At 46.9% G+C, this 21,253-nt stretch carries 22 protein-coding genes; 10 read left to right on the top strand and 12 right to left on the bottom strand.

Translation table 11 applies throughout. The features are described from left to right. Window positions 1–10 precede the first annotated feature (10 nt). The 9 genes from FT643_RS09330 to FT643_RS09290 all read left to right on the top strand — a co-directional run bounded on the left by FT643_RS09330 (window position 11) and on the right by FT643_RS09290 (window position 12,592). Window positions 11–598 carry a restriction endonuclease subunit S gene (locus FT643_RS09330; RefSeq protein WP_156871098.1) on the top strand — a complete coding sequence of 196 codons (588 nt, stop codon included), beginning with the start codon at window positions 11–13 and terminating at the stop codon, window positions 596–598. Window positions 599–671: 73 nt separating this feature from the next. Continuing rightward, window positions 672–2,195: a type I restriction-modification system subunit M gene (locus FT643_RS09325; protein WP_156871097.1), complete on the top strand. Its 1,524-nt coding sequence runs from the start codon at window positions 672–674 to the stop codon at window positions 2,193–2,195. Continuing rightward, complete coding sequence (locus tag FT643_RS09320) at window positions 2,185–3,396, top strand: restriction endonuclease subunit S (protein ID WP_156871096.1); 1,212 nt, start codon at window positions 2,185–2,187, stop codon at window positions 3,394–3,396. Before FT643_RS09325 ends, FT643_RS09320 begins: the two co-directional genes overlap by 11 nt. A gap of 11 nt (window positions 3,397–3,407) precedes the next feature. Continuing rightward, window positions 3,408–4,493, top strand: coding sequence for an SIR2 family protein (locus tag FT643_RS09315; protein ID WP_198043436.1), 1,086 nt, complete (start codon window positions 3,408–3,410; stop codon window positions 4,491–4,493). 1 nt (window position 4,494) lies between these two features. After that, a complete protein-coding gene (locus FT643_RS09310) occupies window positions 4,495–6,234 on the top strand; it encodes an ATP-binding protein (RefSeq protein ID WP_156871094.1) in 1,740 nt (579 codons plus the stop codon). A gap of 45 nt (window positions 6,235–6,279) precedes the next feature. Next, window positions 6,280–9,561 carry a type I restriction endonuclease subunit R gene (locus tag FT643_RS09305; protein ID WP_156871093.1) on the top strand — a complete coding sequence of 1,094 codons (3,282 nt, stop codon included), beginning with the start codon at window positions 6,280–6,282 and terminating at the stop codon, window positions 9,559–9,561. A gap of 1 nt (window position 9,562) precedes the next feature. Then, window positions 9,563–11,044 carry a hypothetical protein gene (locus FT643_RS24165; RefSeq protein ID WP_198043435.1) on the top strand — a complete coding sequence of 494 codons (1,482 nt, stop codon included), beginning with the start codon at window positions 9,563–9,565 and terminating at the stop codon, window positions 11,042–11,044. Continuing rightward, window positions 11,037–11,789 (top strand): M48 family metallopeptidase, encoded by a 753-nt coding sequence (locus FT643_RS09295; RefSeq protein WP_156871092.1) that lies wholly within the window; start codon window positions 11,037–11,039, stop codon window positions 11,787–11,789. Before FT643_RS24165 ends, FT643_RS09295 begins: the two co-directional genes overlap by 8 nt. Beyond that, complete coding sequence (locus tag FT643_RS09290; RefSeq protein ID WP_156871091.1) at window positions 11,786–12,592, top strand: hypothetical protein; 807 nt, start codon at window positions 11,786–11,788, stop codon at window positions 12,590–12,592. The genes FT643_RS09295 and FT643_RS09290 overlap by 4 nt, the downstream gene beginning before the upstream one ends. A 20-nt stretch (window positions 12,593–12,612) precedes the next feature. On the opposite strand, the gene FT643_RS09285 is transcribed toward FT643_RS09290, so the two are convergent. The 6 genes from FT643_RS09285 to FT643_RS09260 form a co-directional block, all read right to left on the bottom strand. Next, window positions 12,613–12,894: a hypothetical protein gene (locus FT643_RS09285; protein ID WP_156871090.1), complete on the bottom strand. Its 282-nt coding sequence runs from the start codon at window positions 12,892–12,894 to the stop codon at window positions 12,613–12,615. 241 nt (window positions 12,895–13,135) lie between these two features. Then, window positions 13,136–13,651 (bottom strand): C40 family peptidase, encoded by a 516-nt coding sequence (locus FT643_RS09280; protein ID WP_156871089.1) that lies wholly within the window; start codon window positions 13,649–13,651, stop codon window positions 13,136–13,138. Window positions 13,652–13,656: 5 nt separating this feature from the next. Further along, on the bottom strand, window positions 13,657–13,830 hold the full coding sequence (locus FT643_RS09275; RefSeq protein ID WP_156871088.1) for a YjzC family protein: 174 nt from the start codon (window positions 13,828–13,830) through the stop codon (window positions 13,657–13,659). Window positions 13,831–13,929: 99 nt separating this feature from the next. Further along, a complete protein-coding gene (locus FT643_RS09270) occupies window positions 13,930–14,502 on the bottom strand; it encodes a MarR family transcriptional regulator (protein ID WP_156871087.1) in 573 nt (190 codons plus the stop codon). Between the two features lie 27 nt (window positions 14,503–14,529). Further along, window positions 14,530–15,636 carry a hypothetical protein gene (locus tag FT643_RS09265; protein ID WP_156871086.1) on the bottom strand — a complete coding sequence of 369 codons (1,107 nt, stop codon included), beginning with the start codon at window positions 15,634–15,636 and terminating at the stop codon, window positions 14,530–14,532. 89 nt (window positions 15,637–15,725) lie between these two features. Beyond that, window positions 15,726–15,938, bottom strand: coding sequence for a helix-turn-helix domain-containing protein (locus FT643_RS09260; RefSeq protein ID WP_156871085.1), 213 nt, complete (start codon window positions 15,936–15,938; stop codon window positions 15,726–15,728). A gap of 89 nt (window positions 15,939–16,027) precedes the next feature. Here FT643_RS09260 and FT643_RS09255 point away from each other — a divergent pair, with 89 nt between their 5' ends. Further along, entirely contained in the window at window positions 16,028–16,309 is a 282-nt protein-coding gene (locus FT643_RS09255) for a hypothetical protein (protein WP_156871084.1), read from the top strand. A 19-nt stretch (window positions 16,310–16,328) separates the two neighbouring features. On the opposite strand, the gene FT643_RS09250 is transcribed toward FT643_RS09255, so the two are convergent. The 6 genes from FT643_RS09250 to FT643_RS09230 all read right to left on the bottom strand — a co-directional run bounded on the left by FT643_RS09250 (window position 16,329) and on the right by FT643_RS09230 (window position 21,114). Continuing rightward, a complete protein-coding gene (locus FT643_RS09250; RefSeq protein WP_156871083.1) occupies window positions 16,329–16,484 on the bottom strand; it encodes a hypothetical protein in 156 nt (51 codons plus the stop codon). Between the two features lie 94 nt (window positions 16,485–16,578). Then, window positions 16,579–17,193 (bottom strand): type I restriction-modification system subunit M N-terminal domain-containing protein, encoded by a 615-nt coding sequence (locus tag FT643_RS09245; RefSeq protein ID WP_232340004.1) that lies wholly within the window; start codon window positions 17,191–17,193, stop codon window positions 16,579–16,581. 47 nt (window positions 17,194–17,240) lie between these two features. Beyond that, window positions 17,241–17,597, bottom strand: coding sequence for a winged helix-turn-helix domain-containing protein (locus tag FT643_RS09240; RefSeq protein WP_156871082.1), 357 nt, complete (start codon window positions 17,595–17,597; stop codon window positions 17,241–17,243). Between the two features lie 99 nt (window positions 17,598–17,696). Further along, a complete protein-coding gene (locus FT643_RS23385; protein WP_232340003.1) occupies window positions 17,697–18,119 on the bottom strand; it encodes a type I restriction-modification enzyme R subunit C-terminal domain-containing protein in 423 nt (140 codons plus the stop codon). Continuing rightward, window positions 18,085–19,569 (bottom strand): DEAD/DEAH box helicase family protein, encoded by a 1,485-nt coding sequence (locus FT643_RS09235; protein WP_232340002.1) that lies wholly within the window; start codon window positions 19,567–19,569, stop codon window positions 18,085–18,087. Before FT643_RS09235 ends, FT643_RS23385 begins: the two co-directional genes overlap by 35 nt. Window positions 19,570–19,629: 60 nt before the next feature. Beyond that, on the bottom strand, window positions 19,630–21,114 hold the full coding sequence (locus tag FT643_RS09230) for a sigma-54 interaction domain-containing protein (protein WP_317621981.1): 1,485 nt from the start codon (window positions 21,112–21,114) through the stop codon (window positions 19,630–19,632). Between the last annotated feature and the right edge of the window lie 139 nt (window positions 21,115–21,253).

Genomic DNA, 21,253 nt, shown 5'->3' with positions numbered 1-21,253 from the left:
AGATAAAGACATGAAGCTCAAACAGGTCGCAACCATCAATGCAGGCTATCCATTTAGGGGGAAAATCCCTGATGTGGCAGGCTCTGCTGTGGTCGCGGTTCAGATGAAGGATGTTTCCCTAACTGAAGGGATTCGTTGGTCAAGCTGCCTGGAAACAGAGCTAACCGGCAAACGTGAACCCGACTACCTCGCCACCGGCGATATTTTAGTGGCCGCCCGAGGTAGTCATAACTACGCCGTACATGTGGATGAGTCACTGGCCTTGACCGGCAAACAGGCCATCGCTGCGCCGCACTTTTTTGTGATCAGCCTGAAGAAGAAAGACATTCTGCCTGAGTTTATGGTGTGGTTACTGAATCAGACACCGGCTCAGCGTTACTTTGAGCAGAATGCCGAAGGCACATTAACAAAGAGCATTCGTCGCAGTGCATTGGAAGATGTCCCCGTAGTTGTTCCGCCCCTGGCAAAGCAGCGAGCGATTATTGCTATGGCGAGTACCCTGGGCGAAGAGCAAAGGCTGATACAGAAGTTAGCAAACAACGGCGAGCGCATGATGGGTGCAATCGCCAACGACTTATACCAGACGCATGGCCACTAAACAGGCAGCATAACGAATTTAAGACTTGAACCGGGCCAGCCAATGATTTGGCCCCACTAAAAGGAAGCAATGGATGAACGACAAGATTAACCAAGAAAGCATCAACAAAGCGCTGTGGAACGCCTGCGATACCTTCCGTGGCACCATCAGCGCCGACACCTATAAAGACTTCATCCTGACCATGCTGTTCCTCAAGTACATCTCCGATGTATGGCAGGATCACTATGATGGCTACAAGGCCGAGTACGGCGACGAGCCGGAACTCATCGAAGAGATGATGAAAAACGAGCGCTTTGTGTTGCCCAACGCGGCTAGCTTCTACGCATTGTACGAACGCCGTCACGAACCCGGTAATGGTGAACGCATCGACCAAGCGTTACACGCCATTGAAGAAGCCAACGGTACCAAACTCAAAGACGCCGGTAAAAGCGTGTTCCAGGACATCAGCTTTAACACCGACAAACTGGGTGAAGAAAAGCAAAAGAACACCATTCTACGTCACCTGCTGGAAGACTTTGCTAAGCCCGAGCTGAACCTCAAGCCCAGCCGCGTAGGCACGCTGGATGTCATTGGAAATGCTTACGAATACATGATCAAACTCTTTGCCGCTAGCGGAGGCCAGAAGGCCGGTGAGTTTTACACCCCACCCGAAGTCAGTGATCTGATAGCCGAGCTATTAGACCCTCAACCCGGTGACAGCATTTGTGACCCGGCTTGTGGTTCTGGCTCGCTGCTGATGAAGTGTGGCCGCAAAGTTGTGGCCAACCACGGTAGCAAGCAATACGCCCTGTATGGGCAAGAGGCCATTGGCTCGACCTGGTCGCTGGCCAAGATGAACATGTTCCTGCACGGCGAAGACAACCACAAAATTGAATGGGGTGACACCATTCGTAACCCCAAGCTGTTAGATAAAAACGGCGATCTGATGCTGTTTGACATTGTGACTGCCAACCCACCGTTCAGCCTTGATAAATGGGGCCACGATGAAGCCGAGCACGACAAGTTCAGCCGCTTCCGCCGTGGCGTTCCGCCGAAAACCAAAGGCGACTATGCGTTTATCCTACACATGATTGAAACCTTGAAACCAAAAACAGGACGAATGGGCGTTGTGGTGCCACATGGCGTACTGTTCCGAGGTTCCAGTGAAGGCAAAATTCGCCAGCAACTAATTGACGAAAACCTACTCGATGCCGTCATTGGTCTGCCAGAGAAGTTGTTTTACGGCACTGGCATTCCAGCGGCAATCCTGCTCTTTAAGAAAAATAAGAGCGACGATAACGTCATGTTTATTGACGCCAGCCGCGACTTCAAAGCCGGTAAAAACCAGAACCTGCTGACTGAAGAGAATATCGCCAAGATTGTAGCCACCTACCACGCTGGCAACAACGTGGACAAATATGCTCATGTCGCAAGCCTCAATGAGATAAAAGAGAACGATTACAACCTGAACATCCCGCGCTATGTCGATACCTTTGAAGAAGAGGAAGAGATCGACCTGATGGCAGTGCGTGCTGAGCGTGAGAAATTGAAAGCGCAACTGACCGAGCTGGAAACTGAGATGGCTAAGTATCTGGAGGAGCTGGGATATGGTGCCTGAAGGTTGGTTGAAGACTAATTTCGGCGCGGTAACCGAAATTGCTAACGGACAAGTGGACCCTAAAGTGGAGCCATACTCGAATATGTTGCACATCGGTCCAGAAAATGTGGTTTCAGACTCTGGTCAAATTGTCGATGTTGTAACCTGTAAAGAATCTAGTCTCATCTCTGGAAAGTACGAGTTTGATGAGAACGCGATTGTATATTCGAAAATCCGCCCGAATTTGAACAAAGTTTGTCGGCCTGGATTTAAGGGGGTTTGTAGTGCAGACATGTACCCAATATGGGCAAAGAGTGAATTAGATATTGAATTCTTGCTTCACTACATGATCGGTCCCCAGTTTTATAAGGTTGCTGTCGCAATGTCTATGCGCACGGGAATGCCGAAAATTAATCGAAGTGATTTGAATACAGTACCGCTTCTTCTTCCTCCAGTTGATGAACAAAAGAAAATCGCCCAAATCCTATCTACTTGGGATCAGGCCATCACCACCACAGAACAACTACTCGCCAACAGCCAGCAGCAGAAAAAAGCCCTAATGCAACAACTGCTCACCGGCAAAAAACGCCTGCTGGATAAGAATGGGCTTAGGTTTATTGGGGAGTGGAAGGTATCTAAGCTTTCAAAGCTATTCGCACGTGTAACGACAAAAAACAATGGTCAAAGCACAAACGTAGTTACCATGTCTGGACAACATGGCTTGATTCGGCAGGAAGACTTTTTCAAAAAAACTGTTGCTTCAGAAATTCTTGATGGCTACTTCCTGCTAAAGCAAGGACAGTTCGCCTACAACAAAAGCTATTCAAACGGCTATCCAATGGGTGCAATCAAACGACTGAATCGCTACCCAGATGGCGTTGTAACAACGCTCTACATTTGCTTTGAACTATTAGATTCGGATCGCGCCAATAGCGATTTTTGGGAACACTACTTTGAATCAGGCCTTCTGAATAAGGGGTTGTCTCAAATTGCACACGAAGGTGGTCGCGCTCATGGTTTGCTCAACGTAAAGCCTTCGGATTTCTTTTCGTTGAAGGTGCCTACCCCCAGTTTTGCGGAACAACAGAAAATCGCCGCCGTACTTTCCACCGCCGATCAGGAAATCTCCGCCCTGCAACAAAAGCTCAATGCCTTAAAGCAAGAAAAGAAAGCGCTTATGCAGCAGTTGTTGACGGGCAAGCGAAGAGTTTTGGTGAGCTAAGGGGGATGCACGTGGAGCTAACAAAGGACGTTGCATATCAAGCGATTGCTGAGTTTTTTACAGACAAGCCGTTTGTATTATTTGGCACAGGAACTTCATGTGCACTTGATCTGAATTTTGGGATGCCAGCTCTTGAGCGCCACCTTCGAGCCGAGCTTGATCATGGAATGACCGAAGCACAAGCACAGCAGTGGCTACAAGTGGTCTCTGCTCTTGATGCCGGTAGTCATGATTTTGAATCTGCAATGGACTTCATCAAAGATGAAGCTCTGACCAATCGAATAGTCGAACTTACTGCCAGCTTTGTTGCGCACCACGATACTGCTTACGCTCACTCAATCATGTCTGGCTCATGCGATTGGCCCGCAGGCTCGCTATTGAGAAAGCTGGTTGAAGCTTTGCCGCAGGCTGATAAACAACTTCACGTCGCTACGCCAAATTACGATTTGCTGGCTGAATACGCCTTAGTTCGGCACAAGATCCCCTACATTACCGGGTTTCACGGTGGGTTTCTTCGTCGCTACGACTGGGATGGGGCAAAAAAGTCAGTTCAATCCATTCAGAAAGGTCTTGGTAAGACAAGGCCGCCATTAAGAATTGTTGAATGCAAGCATATCCGACTACACAAGCCGCACGGTTCGTTAAATACATTTGAATGGGAGGCCCAGCTTATTGAATGTAACAGCTGGATACTCAACAAACCTGACGGCGTTGTGCGGGCCATGATCACTCCTGGTACGGCCAAATATCAACGATTACACCAGGACAGAGCACAGTTAGCCGAGTACGACACAGCTGTCGGAAACCATACTAGCTTCCTATTTTTGGGGTTTGGCTTTAACGATTCCCAGCTTGTTAACAACGCATTTAGGCAAAAGCTTGAACAAGACCAATGCCGTGCTTTGGTGATTACTCGGGATTCGAACCCGAGAATTGAAGAGTGGCTAGGCAAGTGTCCGAACATGTGGCTCATCTGCAAACAGACTGACTCAGACAAAAGCAGGATCTACAACTCAAAATTTGAAAACTGGCTACATATTGATGACAAGGAATTATGGCGTTTTGACGCTTTTACCAACGAATTTTTAGGAGGGTAACATGGCACTTTTTACTTTCAATGATGACAGCTACACGCTTGGCAACATCCGTGAAGTTGACACCCGAAAAGTAACCATTCTGGTTAACAGTGATAAAGATCTACGTAAAGCCAGAGTTGGACAGCTTGTAACCGTGCAACTCAGCGGTGCAACTGAATGTTGGCTGATTGGCATGATTGATAAAGTCATCAAAGCGGTGGTCACTCAGCCACTTACACCGGAAATAGCTGAAGATGATGCTGACGAGATAGATGCTTTTGAAGATAGCGTAGTCAATACAGTTAAGATCACCTTGATGGGTGCAGCCCGCTGGGATGCAGTCGATCAAAAATATAAGTTTTCACGATCACTTGATCACGTCCCAGAAATCGACTCAACCTGTTACGTACTTAAAGACGCTCACCTAGAAGAATTTATGCGTGTGATTTCTGAGTGTGGCGATGGAGAACACTCACTGGAACTGGGCTCTTATAAGCTTAATGAAAACGCACACGCTTATGTCGATGGCAATAAGCTTTTCCAGCGGCATGCCGCTTTACTTGGCAGTACCGGCTCTGGTAAATCATGGACGGTTGCCTCTATTTTGGAAAGAAGCTCGCAGCTACCTTCTTCAAACCTAGTTGTATTCGACCTGCATGGTGAGTACAAGGAACTTTCTTATGCTAAACAGTTGAGAGTACCAGGGCCGGATGAGGTTGACGTAGATGATGACTCTCTGCTCTTCCTGCCGTATTGGTTGCTCAATTCGGAAGAGATTCAATCATTATTTGTTGATCGCAGCGAGTTCAGTGCGCATAACCAAGTGGTGGTTGTACAAGATGCCATAACAGAGCAAAAGAAAGCATTCTTACAAGCGAATGGTCGAACCGATTTATTGCAATCTTTTACTCTAGACAGTCCAATTCCATACTCCTTGGATGAGGTTATTGGAAAGCTTCAATATCTGAATGAAGAAAAGGTTCAGGGAGCGAAAGGCCTAAAAAACGGTCCTTTCAATGGTGAATTCTCTAGGCTGTTAGTTCGCATGGCCAGTCGCTTGAATGACCGACGTTATGGCTTCCTCTTCAATAGCCCGGATAAATACAACCAATACGATTCGTTGAGTATGATTGCTGAAAAACTGATGGGTTTTGGCAATCAAAAGCAAAGCATTAAAGTAATCGACTTCTCAGAGGTTCCTGCTGACATACTGCCAGTCATCATTGGCCTGGTTGCTCGTATTATCTATCAGGTTCAATTCTGGACTGATCCGAATAGCCGCAGACCAGTTGCTTTTGTCTGCGATGAGGCTCACCTATATCTACCAAGAAAAGAAGGCAACCCAGTTGAGCGCAGAGCGGTAGAAGCATTTGAGAAGATCGCTAAAGAAGGTCGAAAATATGGCGTTGCACTCATGATTGTGAGCCAACGGCCTTCAGATGTAAGTGCCACCATTCTAAGCCAGTGTAACAACATCATTTCATTGCGTTTAACAAACGCGGATGACCAAGCAACTGTTCGAAAATTACTACCAGAAAGCCTAGAAAGCCTCTTAGAAGCATTACCCATCATGGATGTTGGCGAAGCCATGGTTGTAGGAGACTCGGTACTGCTGCCGAGTAGAATAAAAATTGATCCTCCTACTGAAAAGCCATTGAGCGCAACAATAGATTTCTGGTCTCGTTGGCAAGAAGACGTTACCAATGCCGATTTTGCATTGGCCGTAGAAAACATGCGCCGACAAAACAGAACAAAACCATAACCCGAAGCTGCACCTCGGGTATCAGGGGTTGAAGAGAGATAACGAATGACACAATACACACCCAAATTTCAGGAAGAATACAGTGCCAAGTTACCGGCTCTGACGCTATTGACCAACCTAGGGTGGTCGTTCCTCCCTCCTGAACACGCGTTAGCCGCCCGAAGTGGCAAGGCCGATGAAGTAGTTTTACGCCAGGTGCTGCGCGGTGAGCTTCAAAAACGTACTTTTACCTTCGCCGGTAAGAGCTACCCGCTGTCTGAAAAGGCCATAGACAACCTTATTGCCGAGGTGTGCAGCCCCGCGCTTAATGAAGGCCTGTTAACTGCCAATGAGCGCCTGTACAACCACCTGCTGTATGGCATTTCGGTCACTGAGTTTGTGGATGGTAAAAAAGCCAGCCCGACGGTTGCGCTGATTGACTGGCAGAACCCGGCCAATAACAGCTTTGTATTTACCGAAGAATTTACCGTTACCCGCTCGGGGGGAGTGGAAAGTCGCAGACCCGATATTGTGTGCTTTGTAAACGGTATTCCTTTGGTGGTGATAGAAGCCAAACGCCCGGATGGCATTGCAAAAAAGGGCCCCACAATTGACGAAGGGATTTCGCAAAGTCTGCGTAACCAGCGCCATGATGAAATCCCGTTACTGTTCGCCTATAGCCAGATGCTGCTTTCCATAAACGGCAACGAAGGCCGTTATGGTACATGTGGCACGCCCGCTAAATTCTGGGCCGCCTGGCGTGAAGAAGATATCTCCGATGCCGAGATGTACGCTATCAAAAACAGAAAGCTCAAAGACGAACAGCAGGCTAGTCTGTTCAGCCACCGACCGGCAAAAGACCTGGATTGGTATCAGAGCCTGACTGCTGCGGGCGAGCTGGCTGTTACAGGCCAGGATCAATTACTGATCAGCCTGTTAAGCCCTGCTCGGCTGCTGGAGATGACCCGTTACTTCACCTTGTTCGATAAAAAGGCAGGCAAGATTGTCGCCCGTTATCAGCAGGTGTTTGGCATTAAACGGCTAATTGAACGCATCAATACCCGCAGCAGCACCGGTGGCCGTGAAGGTGGTGTGATTTGGCACACCACGGGTTCTGGTAAGTCATTTACTATGGTGTTTTTAAGTAAGGCGCTGATCCTCCACGAAAGCCTAAAACAATGCCGTATCGTGGTGGTCACCGACCGGGTAGACCTGGAAACACAGCTCAGTAAAACCTTTGCCTCCGGCGGCGAGCTGGCCGGTAAAAAAGACAAAGAAGCGGCAATGGCCACTTCCGGTAAGCGACTGGCTGAGCAGATTGGTAAAGGCACGGAGCGGATTATTTTCTCACTGATCCAGAAGTTTAATATCGCTACCAAAATGCCTGAGTGTATCAACACCAGCTCTGACATCATTGTGCTGATTGACGAAGGCCACCGCAGCCAGGGTGGAGAAAACCATATCCGTATGAAGCAGGCGCTGCCCAATGCAGCCTTTGTCGCTTTCACGGGAACGCCGCTGTTAAAAGACGACAAGACTACCAATAAGTTTGGCCCCATTGTGCACGCTTACACCATGCAACGCGCCGTGGAAGACCAGACGGTTACGCCGCTGCTGTATGAAGAGCGTATCCCCGACTTAGATGTGAATGAACGGGCTATCGATAGTTGGTTTGAGCGTATTACTGAGGGGCTTTCGGACGACCAGAGAGCTGACCTGAAGCGCAAGTTTGCCAAGAAAGGCCAGGTATACGGTGCGGATGATCGTATTCGCTTGATTGCCTTGGATGTCGCCAACCACTTCGTTAAAAACATCGACGAGGGTTTAAAAGGCCAGCTAGCCTGCGACAGCAAAGCCTCTGCTATCAAGTACAAAAAGTACCTGGACGAAGCAGGCTTACTTGAATCTGCCGTAGTAATGAGCCCACCTGATAGCCGCGAAGGTAACACAGCTGTCGATGAAACCACCACTCCGGAAGTTACCCAGTGGTGGAAAGACAATGTTGGCAACCAGGATGAACAGGCTTACACCAAACACCTGATTGAGCGTTTTGACCAAGACGATTCACTGAAGATACTGATCGTCGTCGATAAGCTGCTCACCGGCTTTGATGAGCCGAAGAACGCTGTACTGTACATCGACAAGCCACTGAAAGAGCACAGCCTGATCCAAGCGATTGCACGGGTAAACCGTCTACACCCGAAGAAGAAATTTGGTTTACTTATCGACTATCGCGGCATTCTGTCGGAACTGGATACCACCATTCAGAAATATCAGGATTTGGCCTCCCGCACTCAGGGCGGTTACGACATCAATGATATTGCTGGCCTCTACAACCAGATGAGTACCGAGTACAAGCGCCTGCCACAGCTTTATAAGCAGCTATGGGCCATATTCGATGGCGTGAAAAACAAGAACGACATCGAACAATTGCGTCAGGTGCTGGTACCAAAGATTGATGAGCGTGAAGGCGAGCTGGTTGACGTGCACCTTAAAGTGCGTGAGGACTTCTACGAAGCCCTGACGGCCTTCGCCAGCTGCTTGAAGGTAGCGTTGCAATCAGCCACCTTCTTTGAAGACAAGAGCTTTAGCGACCAGGATCGTCGCCACTACAAAGAAACGGTGAAGCAATTCTCCAGCCTGCGTCAACTGGTTCAGCAAGATACGGGCGAAAGGATTGATTACGACGAATACGCCGAACAAGTAAAAAAGCTGCTGGATAAGCATGTGGTGGGTATTGAGGTTAAAGAACCCGGTGGTGTGTATGAAGTGGGCAAGATGGGGCAAAAGGGACAGCCAGAAGACTGGAGCGAAGATAAAACCCGCAACGAAACCGACATTATCAAAACCCGTGTGACACGCATGATTGAACAAGAGCTACGGGATGACCCTTACGCTCAGGAAGCGTTCTCCAAGCTGTTGCGCCAGGCCATTGAAGAGGCCGAAAAGCTATTCGACCACCCATTGAAGCAGTACATGCTGTTCCGTGAATTTGAAGAGCAAGTACAAGACAGACGCTTGAACGACATACCCGATGCGTTTGCCGGTAATCGTCATGCTCAGGCTTACTTTGGTGTATTCAAAAAGGTGCTGCCGGAAGCCTTAGCTTTGCTGGATCAGCAGGTCCAGGATAAGTGGGTCAAAGTAGCCTTTGAAATTGACCAGGCGGTAGAAACCTCTGTCGCGGAGAACTCCATCAACCCGCAAAACATTGAAGCCGACATTCGTAAGAAGCTACTACCGCGTATGTTCCAGGAATGCAAAGGCATTGGTGGCGGTATGGATCAGGCCAAGAAGATTGTTGAGATGATTGTTCAGATCACTCGTGTCGGCTTGAGCGAGAGTTGATATGAAAATTTATTTTTCTGATTTTTTCGAAGTGCCGCCCAAAGAGCTTGAGGCATATGGCGCATTTGACCCTTCTTTAATCAATGATCTTCCTCTTTTCATTGACCCCTTCCTCTTATTCAATAGCGACAAACCGGATTATCAGAAACTACACGATGACATTATCCAATATGTTGCATTTCTGCGTGACCGTTCTGAAAAGGAAGGAATCAGCAAAGGGTTAATAAAAGCATGGTTCTTATTCCCGGAAGTGAAACAAACATGGTTTGGTTACAGCAAAATTGGCAATGGTGGTAGCGGCCTTGGCCAGAAGTTCGCAAAGTCTCTTAACGAAAACCTAAATACAGTATTTACGAATTTTGGCACTGAGGAGATTACCAACGGCAGTCACCTTGAAAAGCTTTGCTTAATCAAAGATGGTGTTGGAAGAGATAACATAAGTGACTTCACAACCAATCTTATCAAAAAGTTTTTACTTGATTACACTCAAGCGTTCGCTCAGGAGCATATTGATACTCGTTTTTTATCCAATCATTTAGTTGAAAAAGTCGAGTTTAACTACAAGACAAGATCATGGATGGCGAAAACCTATACGCTACCAACATTTCAACATGATTATGTACTTTTGACTCCGAAAGACATCCTCACGAAAGATGAAAACTGGATTAACAAGTCCGATATGATTGGTGATTTTAGAGGTGTACTCGAAAGTATTCCCAATGACCAACTAAGAGCACAGTTGAATGATTATCTTGCCAGGATGCTTCCTGAAGATCCTAATAAAAAAGAGTTTGATAAAGCCGTCATAAGCACGATCATAAAATTCCCTCAATATATTGATTATTTCATAAAACTTAAAGAAGAGAATGGTGATCAGGCCGTTAAGCTTAGCGAACTGAAAGTGAATGAGACAGAATATCTGTTCATTCAGAAAGTTAAAGAGCTTGTAAGCAGTCTAGAGCAAGATACGTCATTTTATGATCAACCATCAACATCAAACTCCTTAGACGAAGCATATCAGAGGGTACTCTTTCTAAAGCAGATGATAGAGAACAATGATGGCTACAGGTTTTTCTATGTAAAAGGAAACCCAATAAAACGAGAGCAAGACCTTCAGCTCCTATTCAAGCTAACATGGTTTGCCAGTAAATATGATGTAAACGCAGAAGTTAATAATGGCCGGGGGCCTGTTGATTTCAAAATATCAAACGGGAGCAAAGATAAATCTCTGGTCGAGTTTAAGTTGGCATCAAACAAAAAGCTTAAACAAAACCTGAAACACCAAGTTGAGATTTATGAGGCTGCAAACTGCACTCACCAGTCAATTAAAGTTATTCTCTTTTTCAGCGATTCCGAACTCGAAACCATCAACAAGATTATGAGGGAATTAAAGCTAAAAGAAGACAAAGGCTTAGTACTAATCGACGCACGCCCGAATAAAGTATCCGCTTCAAATGTCAGAGATATGTTTGAAGATGACTGATTCTAAACTCTTTGAATTCCGCTACGGTGAGCATCTTATCTCGTTCATGCGAGTAACGAGAAAATCCGACTCACATAGAATACTGATCAAAGTTCATCCAGATTGCAGGGTAATCGTATCGAGCCCTGTAGATGCTAACAACGAAGAGGTTCTTTCTGCCGTTAAAAAGCGTGGCCGTTGGATATATGAACAACTCAGAGACTTCCGCAAACAGCTTGAGTTTAGCACCCCGCGTCAGTACATCAGTGGCGAAAGCCATTACTACCTCGGTAAACAGTACCTGCTTAAAGTGATTGAGGCTCCTGAGCAGGCTCAAGGCGTGAAACTGCTACGCGGTAAGCTGGAAGTTTCGGTACGAACTAAGAGTACTGAAAAAGTTAAAGAGCTGCTAACTGAGTGGTACAAGGTACGAGCAAAGGAAATCTTCGCCAAGCGCCTCGAAGCCATGCTGGAGCAAACCCTATGGGTAGATGAACGGCCACCGCTGCGCATACTGACTATGCAAACCCAATGGGGCAGCTGTTCACCCAATGGTCGAATCACTCTGAATCCGCACTTGGTAAAAGCACCTCGCGAATGCATCGACTATGTGATTTTGCATGAGCTTTGCCACATCGCCGAACATAACCATAGCGAGCGCTTCTACCGGTTAATGGGCCAAGTAATGCCGAACTGGGATCGCATTAAACATAGGCTGGATAGCCTAGCAAACCATACAATTTCAATCGAGAGCAATATTAAATGAAGAGCTTGTTATCTGAAATCAAGCAATTTTTCACCGTTAAATTGCTTATATCCATCGTTACCATTGGTGGAATATTGCCGTTAGTCCAGGCGCTATATTGGACATTTGAAGCCTCATATTTTGGATATTTCGGCGTCAGCCCTGAAATATTTAGTCGACCTATATTTTCCAGTGGTTTTATTAGCGTATGGCTTTTTGTTTCTTCGGCGTATCCTGCATTTTTAACATGGTCTGGACTTATGGGAATACTTTTTGTGTTCTTGACAGTTTTCAACTTTGAACCCCCTGAATTCGCGAAAACCAAAAGCTCAGACGGGGATCAGCCACAAACCAGAGAAAAAACGAGCGAACAAAACTCAAAAACAAAAAAACTCTCGAAACATACTCTCCAACTTATGTACAACCTCGTAGATGCGATCTCGAAGTCATTAAACTTACCACTTGTTTTTTGGGCGGGCGGCTTCTTGGTTCTTATGATTTCTCTTCTATTGTTTGTTGGTGCGGATAACGCTGGAAGAAAACTAGCTAAAGAACAGATAGATAACTATTCTAAAGAAAATTTTGAGTGCTTAGACGGCATTAATAATAACAATATTGGTTGCTTTTCAATAAGTGGGATTAAAGGCGATGATCATTTAGTTATTACCAACAATAAGACTCACTTAATTTACCTGAGCAGGAATAAAACCCCGGGAACTGATCAAGCATCTAAGACTAAATCAGCAGAGATCGAGCTTCACATCATTGAGAAAACGGATGCCCAAACCTTTCATATTTCAAGGAAATACAAGCAAAAGTTATAATAAATCCAACTACTTCTAAATTACTTATGCCAATGTTCCTGTAGGAAATTTGACACTTTATCGGACAAATTATACCAACAAGCTTCATTGTTTTTTGCATCGACAACAAATAATGAGTCGTTGGAATCCATCTTACCCCAAACTCTTTCAGCGGCTTTAGAGGCAGACAACGTCGAGTCCACAAACCAAAAAGATTTGTGAACTTTAGCCCAACTACCAAGCGACTTTATTTCCTCTATCACTGAATCATAGTTTTGGCCTGGAGCATATAAATCGTATGAAATAAGCAACGTGTTCGCCATAATATGATTCCTATTTTAAGATGTGTGGCAGGCGTTCGAGCAGTAGTAGCACCCATTTGACTTTGGGTACGTTTTCTTTGCCTCTGCTACTGCCTCATAACAAGTGTTGAATTTCCCCAGGTATAAAGCATTGTTATATGCAGGAAAATAACTACAACCTGTCGTATGAACTTCATGATCACCATTAAGCTGAGCATTTTTGTTTACGTAGTAATCTTTCATAATTGTTTCCTCGAATAGTTTAATTTGATATTACCGCCGCAATTCCAACAGAAGTGATACCAATAGCTAAAGCTGCGTATGGAATAGGACTTTTTTCAGATGGGGTTAGTGCGCAAGCCAATGCCACAGACGCAAATACAGCCTTAATTGCCGGGTTTGGAGCAATCAAGACCATCGCTGATGCGCCGCAAGCAATCAGATACTTCTGGACTTGTGTCGACTCAACATCTAAGCCATTGCACATGCGAACAAAGTGTTCGCAGTTACTTTGAAAGAGATCGTAAGCAGCCCCGACAAACCGGAGGGCACGGTCATACGCAAATGTATCTTTTCCAATAATGCTTGGACTCGGAAAAATTCTGCGGCCGCACGAAAACTCATTTTCAGTTTCTATAACTACCTTTTTATGCGCTTTTGAACAGTGGATAACATTTCCTCTGCCATCTGCAATACCGTAATGCCAATAGCTAATCCCCCGGTCTAGCATTCGAACCATGACCGTTGCTCCAACATCAAAAATGGTTAAGTTAGTCATGTTGATTACCTCCCCACCCGTTCCCAAGTCCTGCCCGGTTTTTGAGTAGGGGGTAGCGGCTTGTCACCTGGCTCAATTGTGACTTGGCGAGGCTTCGGTACAGAACCTCCCCGTGGACCTCTTTCTTGGTACTCACCAGGGCGTGGTGGGTTTTCTCCAGGTTTATACGTTTTAGTCATGATTTGTCTCCTTCAGGCAAGGTTCAATTTATTTATTGAACAATATAGAGCAAGACAACGTTCAAATCAATAATTGAACGTTAAATTTTTCTGGTTTACCTAACGGATGGGATAATAGAAGTATTCAAGCCCAGGCCCAGCTGTGGAATCCTGCGCTCTCAGAACAAACCCTTGCTCCAGAAGCTGCTTTAATTTGGTACTAGCATTTGTTAACTGAAGACTAAGTGCTTTAGCTAATTCAACAGCCGTTGCATGGCCATGTGATTGGATATAGTCCAAGATTGGCTGGTTTGTTTTAGATGGCGCATTTTCCCTATTAGGGCCGATAATCTGATAGCTATTGTCAATTTTAATAAAAACTGGCTGCTCAAGCTTAACTGCCGGAGAGAACAAATTATCTAGGTAGTCTGGATTTTCGATATCGGTAAGGCAAAACCCCTTACCAGGGCGATAGTTTTTTATCGTTTTGACAATTGCTTCACGACTAAAAGACGCATCAATATTTTCTATGCCCTCCATTGATAGATAAATGATATGGACACTGGTCAGTTTGTCTATTTCTTTAACCAAACGGCTACGAACCTCCACGCCATCATCGCTTCCCCATAAGGTGGGAGATGATATTGGAAGATAATCTTTTAGTGCTAGAGTACGTGAGGATAGGGCGTTCATAAAAAATATTGAAGCAGTTTGTCCTCACTAAGTCAAGTGATCAAGAGGAATCTGAAATGTTATATAGGTTCCATTCATGTGAATTAGGTTGTGAGGAAGCGGTTGCGTATCAATAACATAGTATTTACCGCAAGGCTTTAGCAAAGTCAGTGTATTGTTAGTTCTAATGCTAATAGTGGACTTGAACTTCATGGCTTGTGTTGCGCAGGAGACCAAACCGCTACCACCATCGTTGTCCCCCTTTGATGAAATTCCCTCTAGAAACATGTTTAGTATCAGTTCCTCATCGGGCATTTTTTGATACTCGGGGTGCTCCGAATAATGAATTGGGAGTGCTGGCCTAATAGTATCCAAAATTCCAACGCCGCTATCACAAACGCTAACATGAACAATAGGATTATTGTCTGGGGAGTACCTCTGACAAACAGCATAGGCTGGTAATGTCGATCTGCTGTGGAGACAAACATTGGACGTTAATTCTGAGAATAGTGTTTCTATAGCTGTTTTTAATCGCCTTTTAAGCTCTGGACTTAGGTCAGCCTCATTCACAACCCCTTCCGCTAGTCGGTCAGGAAGTGACGTGTCTTGACTATCCAAACTCAATTTTTCTATTTCCACAACCGAAACATTCTTTCTTTGATGTTGCGTTTCGCGGCTTCCCTTTCGAAGGACAGGCATAACGGAGACAGTCTGATCAAGCTGTTTGAAGAAATTGATCCTCTTTAAATAATTCATTGTTCCTGACCAACCCGCTTCGAACTCAATCGTTACGCTACAAGATAGGGCCAATAGCTGGTTAACAAACGATAAAAGCTGGACTGCCGCAGAAACCATAATGCTGCAGCCAGACGGAACAAAGATATGAATATTCGAGTGATTGGAAATCGGTGAACTAAACACTGTGGACAACGTTTTTTCTAACGTTAAATGGTCAATCCAAAATGCAGGCAACTCAACTCGTAAGGAGCCGGCGGCACATAATCGCTCTATAACTTCGAGCAGTGCCCGCTGGCGCCTTTTCTGGCTCCGGTGCCCAAGTTCCTTTTTGACGCCCTGGAGAACAGATCTATTGCTTTGGTTTTCTTCGACCAGTGCCTCCAATTGATCAATGGAGTACGATGAATACGCCCTCAAGCCGACATCCTATATCAATATCCAATTTCTGAAACATAAAATAAGGGAAAGCCCTAACAACTACTCAATTTAAATCGCTTGTTGTAAAACTAACATTCTAGCAGCTCACTTGCGTCGATGTTTAACGCCTCAGCAATCTGATAAATTTTAGTCAATGTAATGTTTTTTTCGCCGCGCTCAATATGCCCCATATAGCTTCTATCCACGCCAGCAATGTCAGCAAGGGCTTCTTGTGATAGCCCTTTTGATTTTCTGATTTCTCTTACTTTCTGGCCGAAAGCGACCAAACGAGCATCTTTCATGAAAGCCCTGCCCAAAAGACAGGACTATCACTTTTTGATGCCTATTGATCCACGGACTATAATACCCATTTTCAATAGAGGACAACAATGTGAACAATAGGCTGTGGCAGGCGAAATCACTATTATACACTTTGCCTTTAGAGAAACTCATAGAACTGTCTCAGGGGAAGCTGGCAATAGTCTGGAATGGGAATGCTTTTCAAATGGACGTAGCCGATCATGGGCCGCTTCAAGTGCTCTTCTCAGGGGATGAAAACTGGCTGGATACCCACGTTCCCGACGACGAGCGAGAAACTGAGTCAATACGTGATTATCTCATTTCCTATATAAATGAGATGTTTAAATACATTACCGAAGATTGGGAGTGGTAACAGTGACGTAGATTCTAGGTTACTTATCTAGGTTATAAATTTTGCGAATTTCTGAAAAAGCTAATTTACCTTCGATCACTTTGCCTTGTTCGAGATCTTTGACCCCTTCGGCAACTGCTTGTTTTAAAAAACTTTCTTTGTGCTTATCTAGGTCTTGGATAGTTTTATTTTCCATGGCAATTACTCAATCAGCATAGTTAGATTCGTCAGTATATTCGGTTAAAGGGCTCCATGACAGGAGCTTTACGCCAATTTAGCTAGAGCATTCTTTAATAAAAAACAGAAGTAACAGAATGCTCAAATTGGCCAAGATGGCATTTGTCGTAACATGTTGCAGATGACCTTATGCGGAACTGGCCGTTGATGCCCGCGGTGGTGAGCTTGCTGAGCAGGTATTCGTAAATGTCGCCTTTGACGTCACTCTGGTTAAGGGGCAGTTCGTCTACCATTTCCACGGCGGAGACCAGCACGGATTCGTTTTTGATTTCCAGATCGGCATCCTGCATGTATTCGCCGATGTGGCCGAGGGCTTCGATGGCACTGCCCTCGCCACCCAGGCCATCTTTGGCATCGGATTGCTGGCCCAGTCTGGCGAAGTAGGGGAATACGTTCTGCTTGAGGTGTTTGTGCAGTTCCTTGCCGCTCAGGTTTTTGAAGTTCTTCCAGCGCAGGAGCTGGCCATCCGGGGTATTGGGGAACAGGCGGTCAAAGTCTTTACCGGTGCGGGCGGCCTTGCGTTCGGCCACGTCTTCCTGCATGTCGAGCATGCGGGCGAACATGAGGTAGCTGATCTGTTCGATCACTGTTAAGGGGTTGGTGATACCACCGGTCCAGAATTTTTCCCAAAGTTTGTCGATGTTGTTACGGATTTGGCCTGTTAGCATGAGTTTCTCGTTTGGTTTTTCTTAAATTTGTTTGATGTGGAAATCTTTCATTTTTTGGTTCGTACGCGTTCTAGGGGTTTGCCGGCTTGCCGGGACCGGGTTCTTAATACCATCAGGTTATTTTTTAAGTCTGATGGATACGCCTCTAATGCCGCCTTCAGGAGCTGCTTTAGCGGCTCCATAAAGGCATAGCGGGGATTGAGTTCATAGTTTCGCACCGAGCCGATCAGATGGCTGACAATGACGCCATCGGATTCCAGGCGAGCCAGTTGCTTTTGTATGGGGTTGGTCGGCACGCCATAAAATTCGGCGATGCTTTTGCCATAACCGTCTCCCCTGGCCATCAGATACATCAATACTTTTTCCTGAGTTTCCGCCCTAAGCAGGCCTTTTAGTACAAACATGCGCACCTCACTGCCAAACCATTCAATGGTATTCGTATACCAATTATTGGTAAACCTATACCAACTATTGGTATAGAGCAAGAGAGAAAGCAGCACCCACTAGGCATCCGGCGTTTCCTGACGTAGGTAGGGTTTCAGCACGGCAATCAGTTCGCCCACATCATCGGGAGTAAAGACGCCATCAATGCCTTCGTGGGAAATGCTGTCGAACGGCGGTTCGTATAATTTTTCCACTACGATGGAGCCGTGCTGGGCGATGTAGTTTTTCAGCAGGTTCATAAAGCGCACCTGTTGCGCCGTTAACGTCGGGTGGGCATGCAGAAAATCTTTAAAATGGTCTTCGATGGCCTGGGGGTCCAGCCCGATGATTTCACGGACCGTCAGGTGGAGCTGGTCGGCGGTGCGGCCATAGAATTCGTTCAATAGATCCAGACTGACACCGGGGTGACTGGTGAGGATGGTGGACGTTAATGTTTTCAGTTCCAGCTCAGCCAGGGGCTCCCCTTTGCGAATTTTCTGCAAGGTGGGATTCGTCGGCGATGATCAGGTCAAAATAGCCGACATCCAGCTGCGCAAAGCGGTTCATCATGCCGGGATAGGTAGCGATGTATATCCGCGCGGTTTGGTCGATTTTATTGGTTTCACCGATGACACAGCGGGGCTCGGAAGGCAGATTCTGCTTGAAGGCTTCGTCGGCCTGGACCCGCAGCTCTTTACGATCGCATAGGAACAAAACGCGCTTGGCCCAGCCGGTGCGAAGCAGCAACTCCGCCAGGGCGATGGCCACCCGGGTTTTGCCGGTACCGGTGGCTTGGATAATAAGGGCTTTACGGCGCTGGCTTTGAAAATGGGCCGCCACGGATTTGATGGCTTCAATCTGATAAGGGCGATCAGCAATGCTGAGTTCCGGGTTGAATCTTTCCAGCTCTGCGGCTCGGTAGTGCCGTTGGTAGATCAGATAATCCAGGCTGTCTTTGCTGTAGAAACCATACACCGGGCGGTAGGTGTTGTACTGGTGGTCATCCCAGATAAAGGTTTCGTAGCCGTTGGAATAGAAGATCACCGGGCGCTGGAAGCCCATGAACTCAAAGGCATCCGCATAGCGGCGCGCCTGCTCACGGCCTGCCTGAAGATTGGTGTTACCGGACCTTTTGGCTTCGATCACGGCTAAGGGATGGCCGTTGTCGCCCCACAGCACATAATCGACTTTGCCTTTGCCGGTGGTATTACTGTTGGTATCAGGGGGGAACTGCACTTCCACTTCCCGCCCTACCTGATCGGGGTTTTTAATATCCCATCCCGCTTGCAACAACATGGCGTCGATCAGCATGTCTCGGGTTTTGGCTTCGTTCCATTGCAGGCTGTCGGCCACCTGCTGGCTTTGCTGCTGGCGCTTTTGCTGGTCTGGCTTGGCGGGTGGATCGATCTTATCGCTGTTTTTGGTGCGTTCGCGATCCAGTTGCTCCATTACCCGTTGTAATTCGTCCTGCTGTTTTTGCAGCTCTTTTTCGTAGCTGGAGACAGACTTTTGCAACTGGTTCAGTGTTGCTGTGGGGTCTTTGATATCCTCAAAGGCAGGAATCTGGTCTTTCTTTTTACAGTAGTACTTGATGGCCATGTACATGGCGAGTTGGTGAGCCGTGCCCAGCGCCATTTGGGCGTTACGCAAATCGCCTTCGGCGCCATGGGCCGTATCGTTACCTTGAATACGCAGAAAGTTAATCTGATGAATCAGTGGACGGGATACGCAATCTTCGAATACCGGGCTTTTGATCAGCTCATAGAAGCTGGATTGCGGCAGGCGCGGCAGCAGCTCTTCCTTGTAGATGGCTTTAGTGACTTCTTCGGCGAAGCTGCGCAAGCGGGTCAGGGCGCTGCCCGGATCGATGTGCAGTACGGCTTCAGCCAAGCCGCCCAGGTTAGCCAGCAGTTCGTTTTCTGGTCGTAGAAATTCGAAGTTCACTGATGTCATAAAAATAATTCTGTCCATGACCGGCTTATAGCGAAGGCCGTGCCAATGTTTGTTTTATCGTCAGGAAATGCCGTACTTTTCCATCCAATTGTTCAGGGTCTGGTAGTTTTTAAGGCCCAGCAGCTGGGCTGCACGGGTTTTATTTTGACCGCTACAGTCCAATGCCCGGCGAATATAGTCGCCCGCAAATTGACCTATTAACTGTTGTATATCAATACCTTGTGAAACATCCCTTTGCGTGATACCCGATTCCTTTTCGGGCATTTGGAACAGCGACTGACGAAGATCCTCAGCCGAGATGGTGTCACCCTGACACCAGAGAGCCGACCTCAACAGAGTAGACTGCAGCTCCCTCACATTACCCCGCCAAGGGTGCTTCAGGATAATATTTTTTGCGTCGGGAGAAATTTTTTTATGCTTTAGAGCCGCATCCTGGTCTCCCAAGCCCGCTAACAGCGTATCCGCTAGTAAGGATAGATCACCCTCACGCTCGCGCAACGGGGGCAGGTGCAATACACCAACGGCAACGCGGTAGAAAAGATCTTCACGGAAAGCCCCGCTGGAGACCGCTTCCATCAGGTTACGGTGGGTGGCGGTTATTAAGCGAACGTCTACCGACTCCTCTTTGGTGCCGCCTACCGGCGTGCAGATTCCTTCCTGCAACACCCGCAGCAGGCGTACCTGCACAACCGGCTCCAGCTCGCCAAACTCATCCAGAAACAGGGTACCCCCTTGAGCCTGCTGGAATACGCCGGGCTTGTCTGAGATCGCCCCGGTAAATGCACCTTTCTTATGACCGAACAGAACCGAATCCACCAACTCGGATGGTATAGCCCCACAGTTGAGCGCAATAAAAGGATTGCTGGCCCGGCTACTGGCGTTATGGATGGCGCGGGCAAACAGCTCTTTGCCGGTGCCCGTTTCCCCATAGATCAACACCGGGACTTCGCGCTGAGCCAAGATCTGCGCCTGCGCTTTAAGCGTCTGCATACGTGGGTTGCGGGTAACGATGTTATCGAACGCCGCGTTGATTGGGGCATTGGCCTCCGCCAGCTGACTGATTTTTGTGGCGCTTAGCCCGCTGGCGGCAGGGACGTATTCAACCGATAATTCAAATGGAATTTCGATCTTTTGCACACCTTGCTCCAGGGAGGACTGGTAAAACTGGCAGGGATAACGGGTTTTACCCAGCAAAATCCAGACAGCCTGCATCGCCGGTGTGCCTGGACTTAACAAAATAGAAAGCTCTGGTCCGCTTGATGTAATCCTTGCAAGGTGACTATCAGCTTGTTGGTAAATCTCACCCAGGTTCACCGGGGATGATAAGGAAACAGCATGAGCCTGAAAGTCGGCATTCACTTTTTCTGCTAACCAGACTAGATATGGCTTTACCTCGTCCTCCGGGTAGTTGTACAGCAACTCAACGCGATCGAATTCCACGGCCGTAAGCGTGGAGGCAAGCGGGCCTAGACCGTTTCCGTCCAACGCGTTGAGGTCATTGCGACCTATCCAGCTGATCAACACGCGGGGCTTGGCTCTATTCACCTACACACTCCAACACATCAGAGATCTTCATTTTCATTCCCCCATCAAGCTAGCAAGATGGCAACATATCATGGCTAAATCCTGTCACTTACGCGATTTAGCCTGATACTAACGGATCGATCGGAAAGATTTAAGTTGA

Source organism: Ketobacter sp. MCCC 1A13808 (assembly GCF_009746715.1).
Classification (GTDB): Bacteria; Pseudomonadota; Gammaproteobacteria; order Pseudomonadales; family Ketobacteraceae; genus Ketobacter.
The sequence above is the reverse complement of the archived record's forward strand: the minus strand, read 5'-3'. Positions and strand labels throughout refer to the sequence as shown.

What these genes read in the sequence shown, in the direction of transcription:
- FT643_RS09270 (WP_156871087.1), bottom strand. Translation starts at nt 14,502, where the DNA reads ATGAACGCCCTATCCTCACGTACTCTAGCACTAAAAGATTATCTTCCA.
- FT643_RS09320 (WP_156871096.1), top strand. Translation starts at nt 2,185, where the DNA reads ATGGTGCCTGAAGGTTGGTTGAAGACTAATTTCGGCGCGGTAACCGAA.
- FT643_RS24165 (WP_198043435.1), top strand. Translation starts at nt 9,563, where the DNA reads ATGAAAATTTATTTTTCTGATTTTTTCGAAGTGCCGCCCAAAGAGCTT.
- FT643_RS09285 (WP_156871090.1), bottom strand. Translation starts at nt 12,894, where the DNA reads ATGGCGAACACGTTGCTTATTTCATACGATTTATATGCTCCAGGCCAA.
- FT643_RS09325 (WP_156871097.1), top strand. Translation starts at nt 672, where the DNA reads ATGAACGACAAGATTAACCAAGAAAGCATCAACAAAGCGCTGTGGAAC.
- FT643_RS09240 (WP_156871082.1), bottom strand. Translation starts at nt 17,597, where the DNA reads ATGTTTGTACTAAAAGGCCTGCTTAGGGCGGAAACTCAGGAAAAAGTA.
- FT643_RS09260 (WP_156871085.1), bottom strand. Translation starts at nt 15,938, where the DNA reads ATGAAAGATGCTCGTTTGGTCGCTTTCGGCCAGAAAGTAAGAGAAATC.
- FT643_RS09275 (WP_156871088.1), bottom strand. Translation starts at nt 13,830, where the DNA reads ATGACTAAAACGTATAAACCTGGAGAAAACCCACCACGCCCTGGTGAG.
- FT643_RS09235 (WP_232340002.1), bottom strand. Translation starts at nt 19,569, where the DNA reads ATGACATCAGTGAACTTCGAATTTCTACGACCAGAAAACGAACTGCTG.
- FT643_RS09250 (WP_156871083.1), bottom strand. Translation starts at nt 16,484, where the DNA reads ATGGAAAATAAAACTATCCAAGACCTAGATAAGCACAAAGAAAGTTTT.
- FT643_RS09295 (WP_156871092.1), top strand. Translation starts at nt 11,037, where the DNA reads ATGACTGATTCTAAACTCTTTGAATTCCGCTACGGTGAGCATCTTATC.
- FT643_RS09310 (WP_156871094.1), top strand. Translation starts at nt 4,495, where the DNA reads ATGGCACTTTTTACTTTCAATGATGACAGCTACACGCTTGGCAACATC.
- FT643_RS09305 (WP_156871093.1), top strand. Translation starts at nt 6,280, where the DNA reads ATGACACAATACACACCCAAATTTCAGGAAGAATACAGTGCCAAGTTA.
- FT643_RS09290 (WP_156871091.1), top strand. Translation starts at nt 11,786, where the DNA reads ATGAAGAGCTTGTTATCTGAAATCAAGCAATTTTTCACCGTTAAATTG.
- FT643_RS09280 (WP_156871089.1), bottom strand. Translation starts at nt 13,651, where the DNA reads ATGACTAACTTAACCATTTTTGATGTTGGAGCAACGGTCATGGTTCGA.
- FT643_RS09330 (WP_156871098.1), top strand. Translation starts at nt 11, where the DNA reads ATGAAGCTCAAACAGGTCGCAACCATCAATGCAGGCTATCCATTTAGG.
- FT643_RS09245 (WP_232340004.1), bottom strand. Translation starts at nt 17,193, where the DNA reads ATGCTAACAGGCCAAATCCGTAACAACATCGACAAACTTTGGGAAAAA.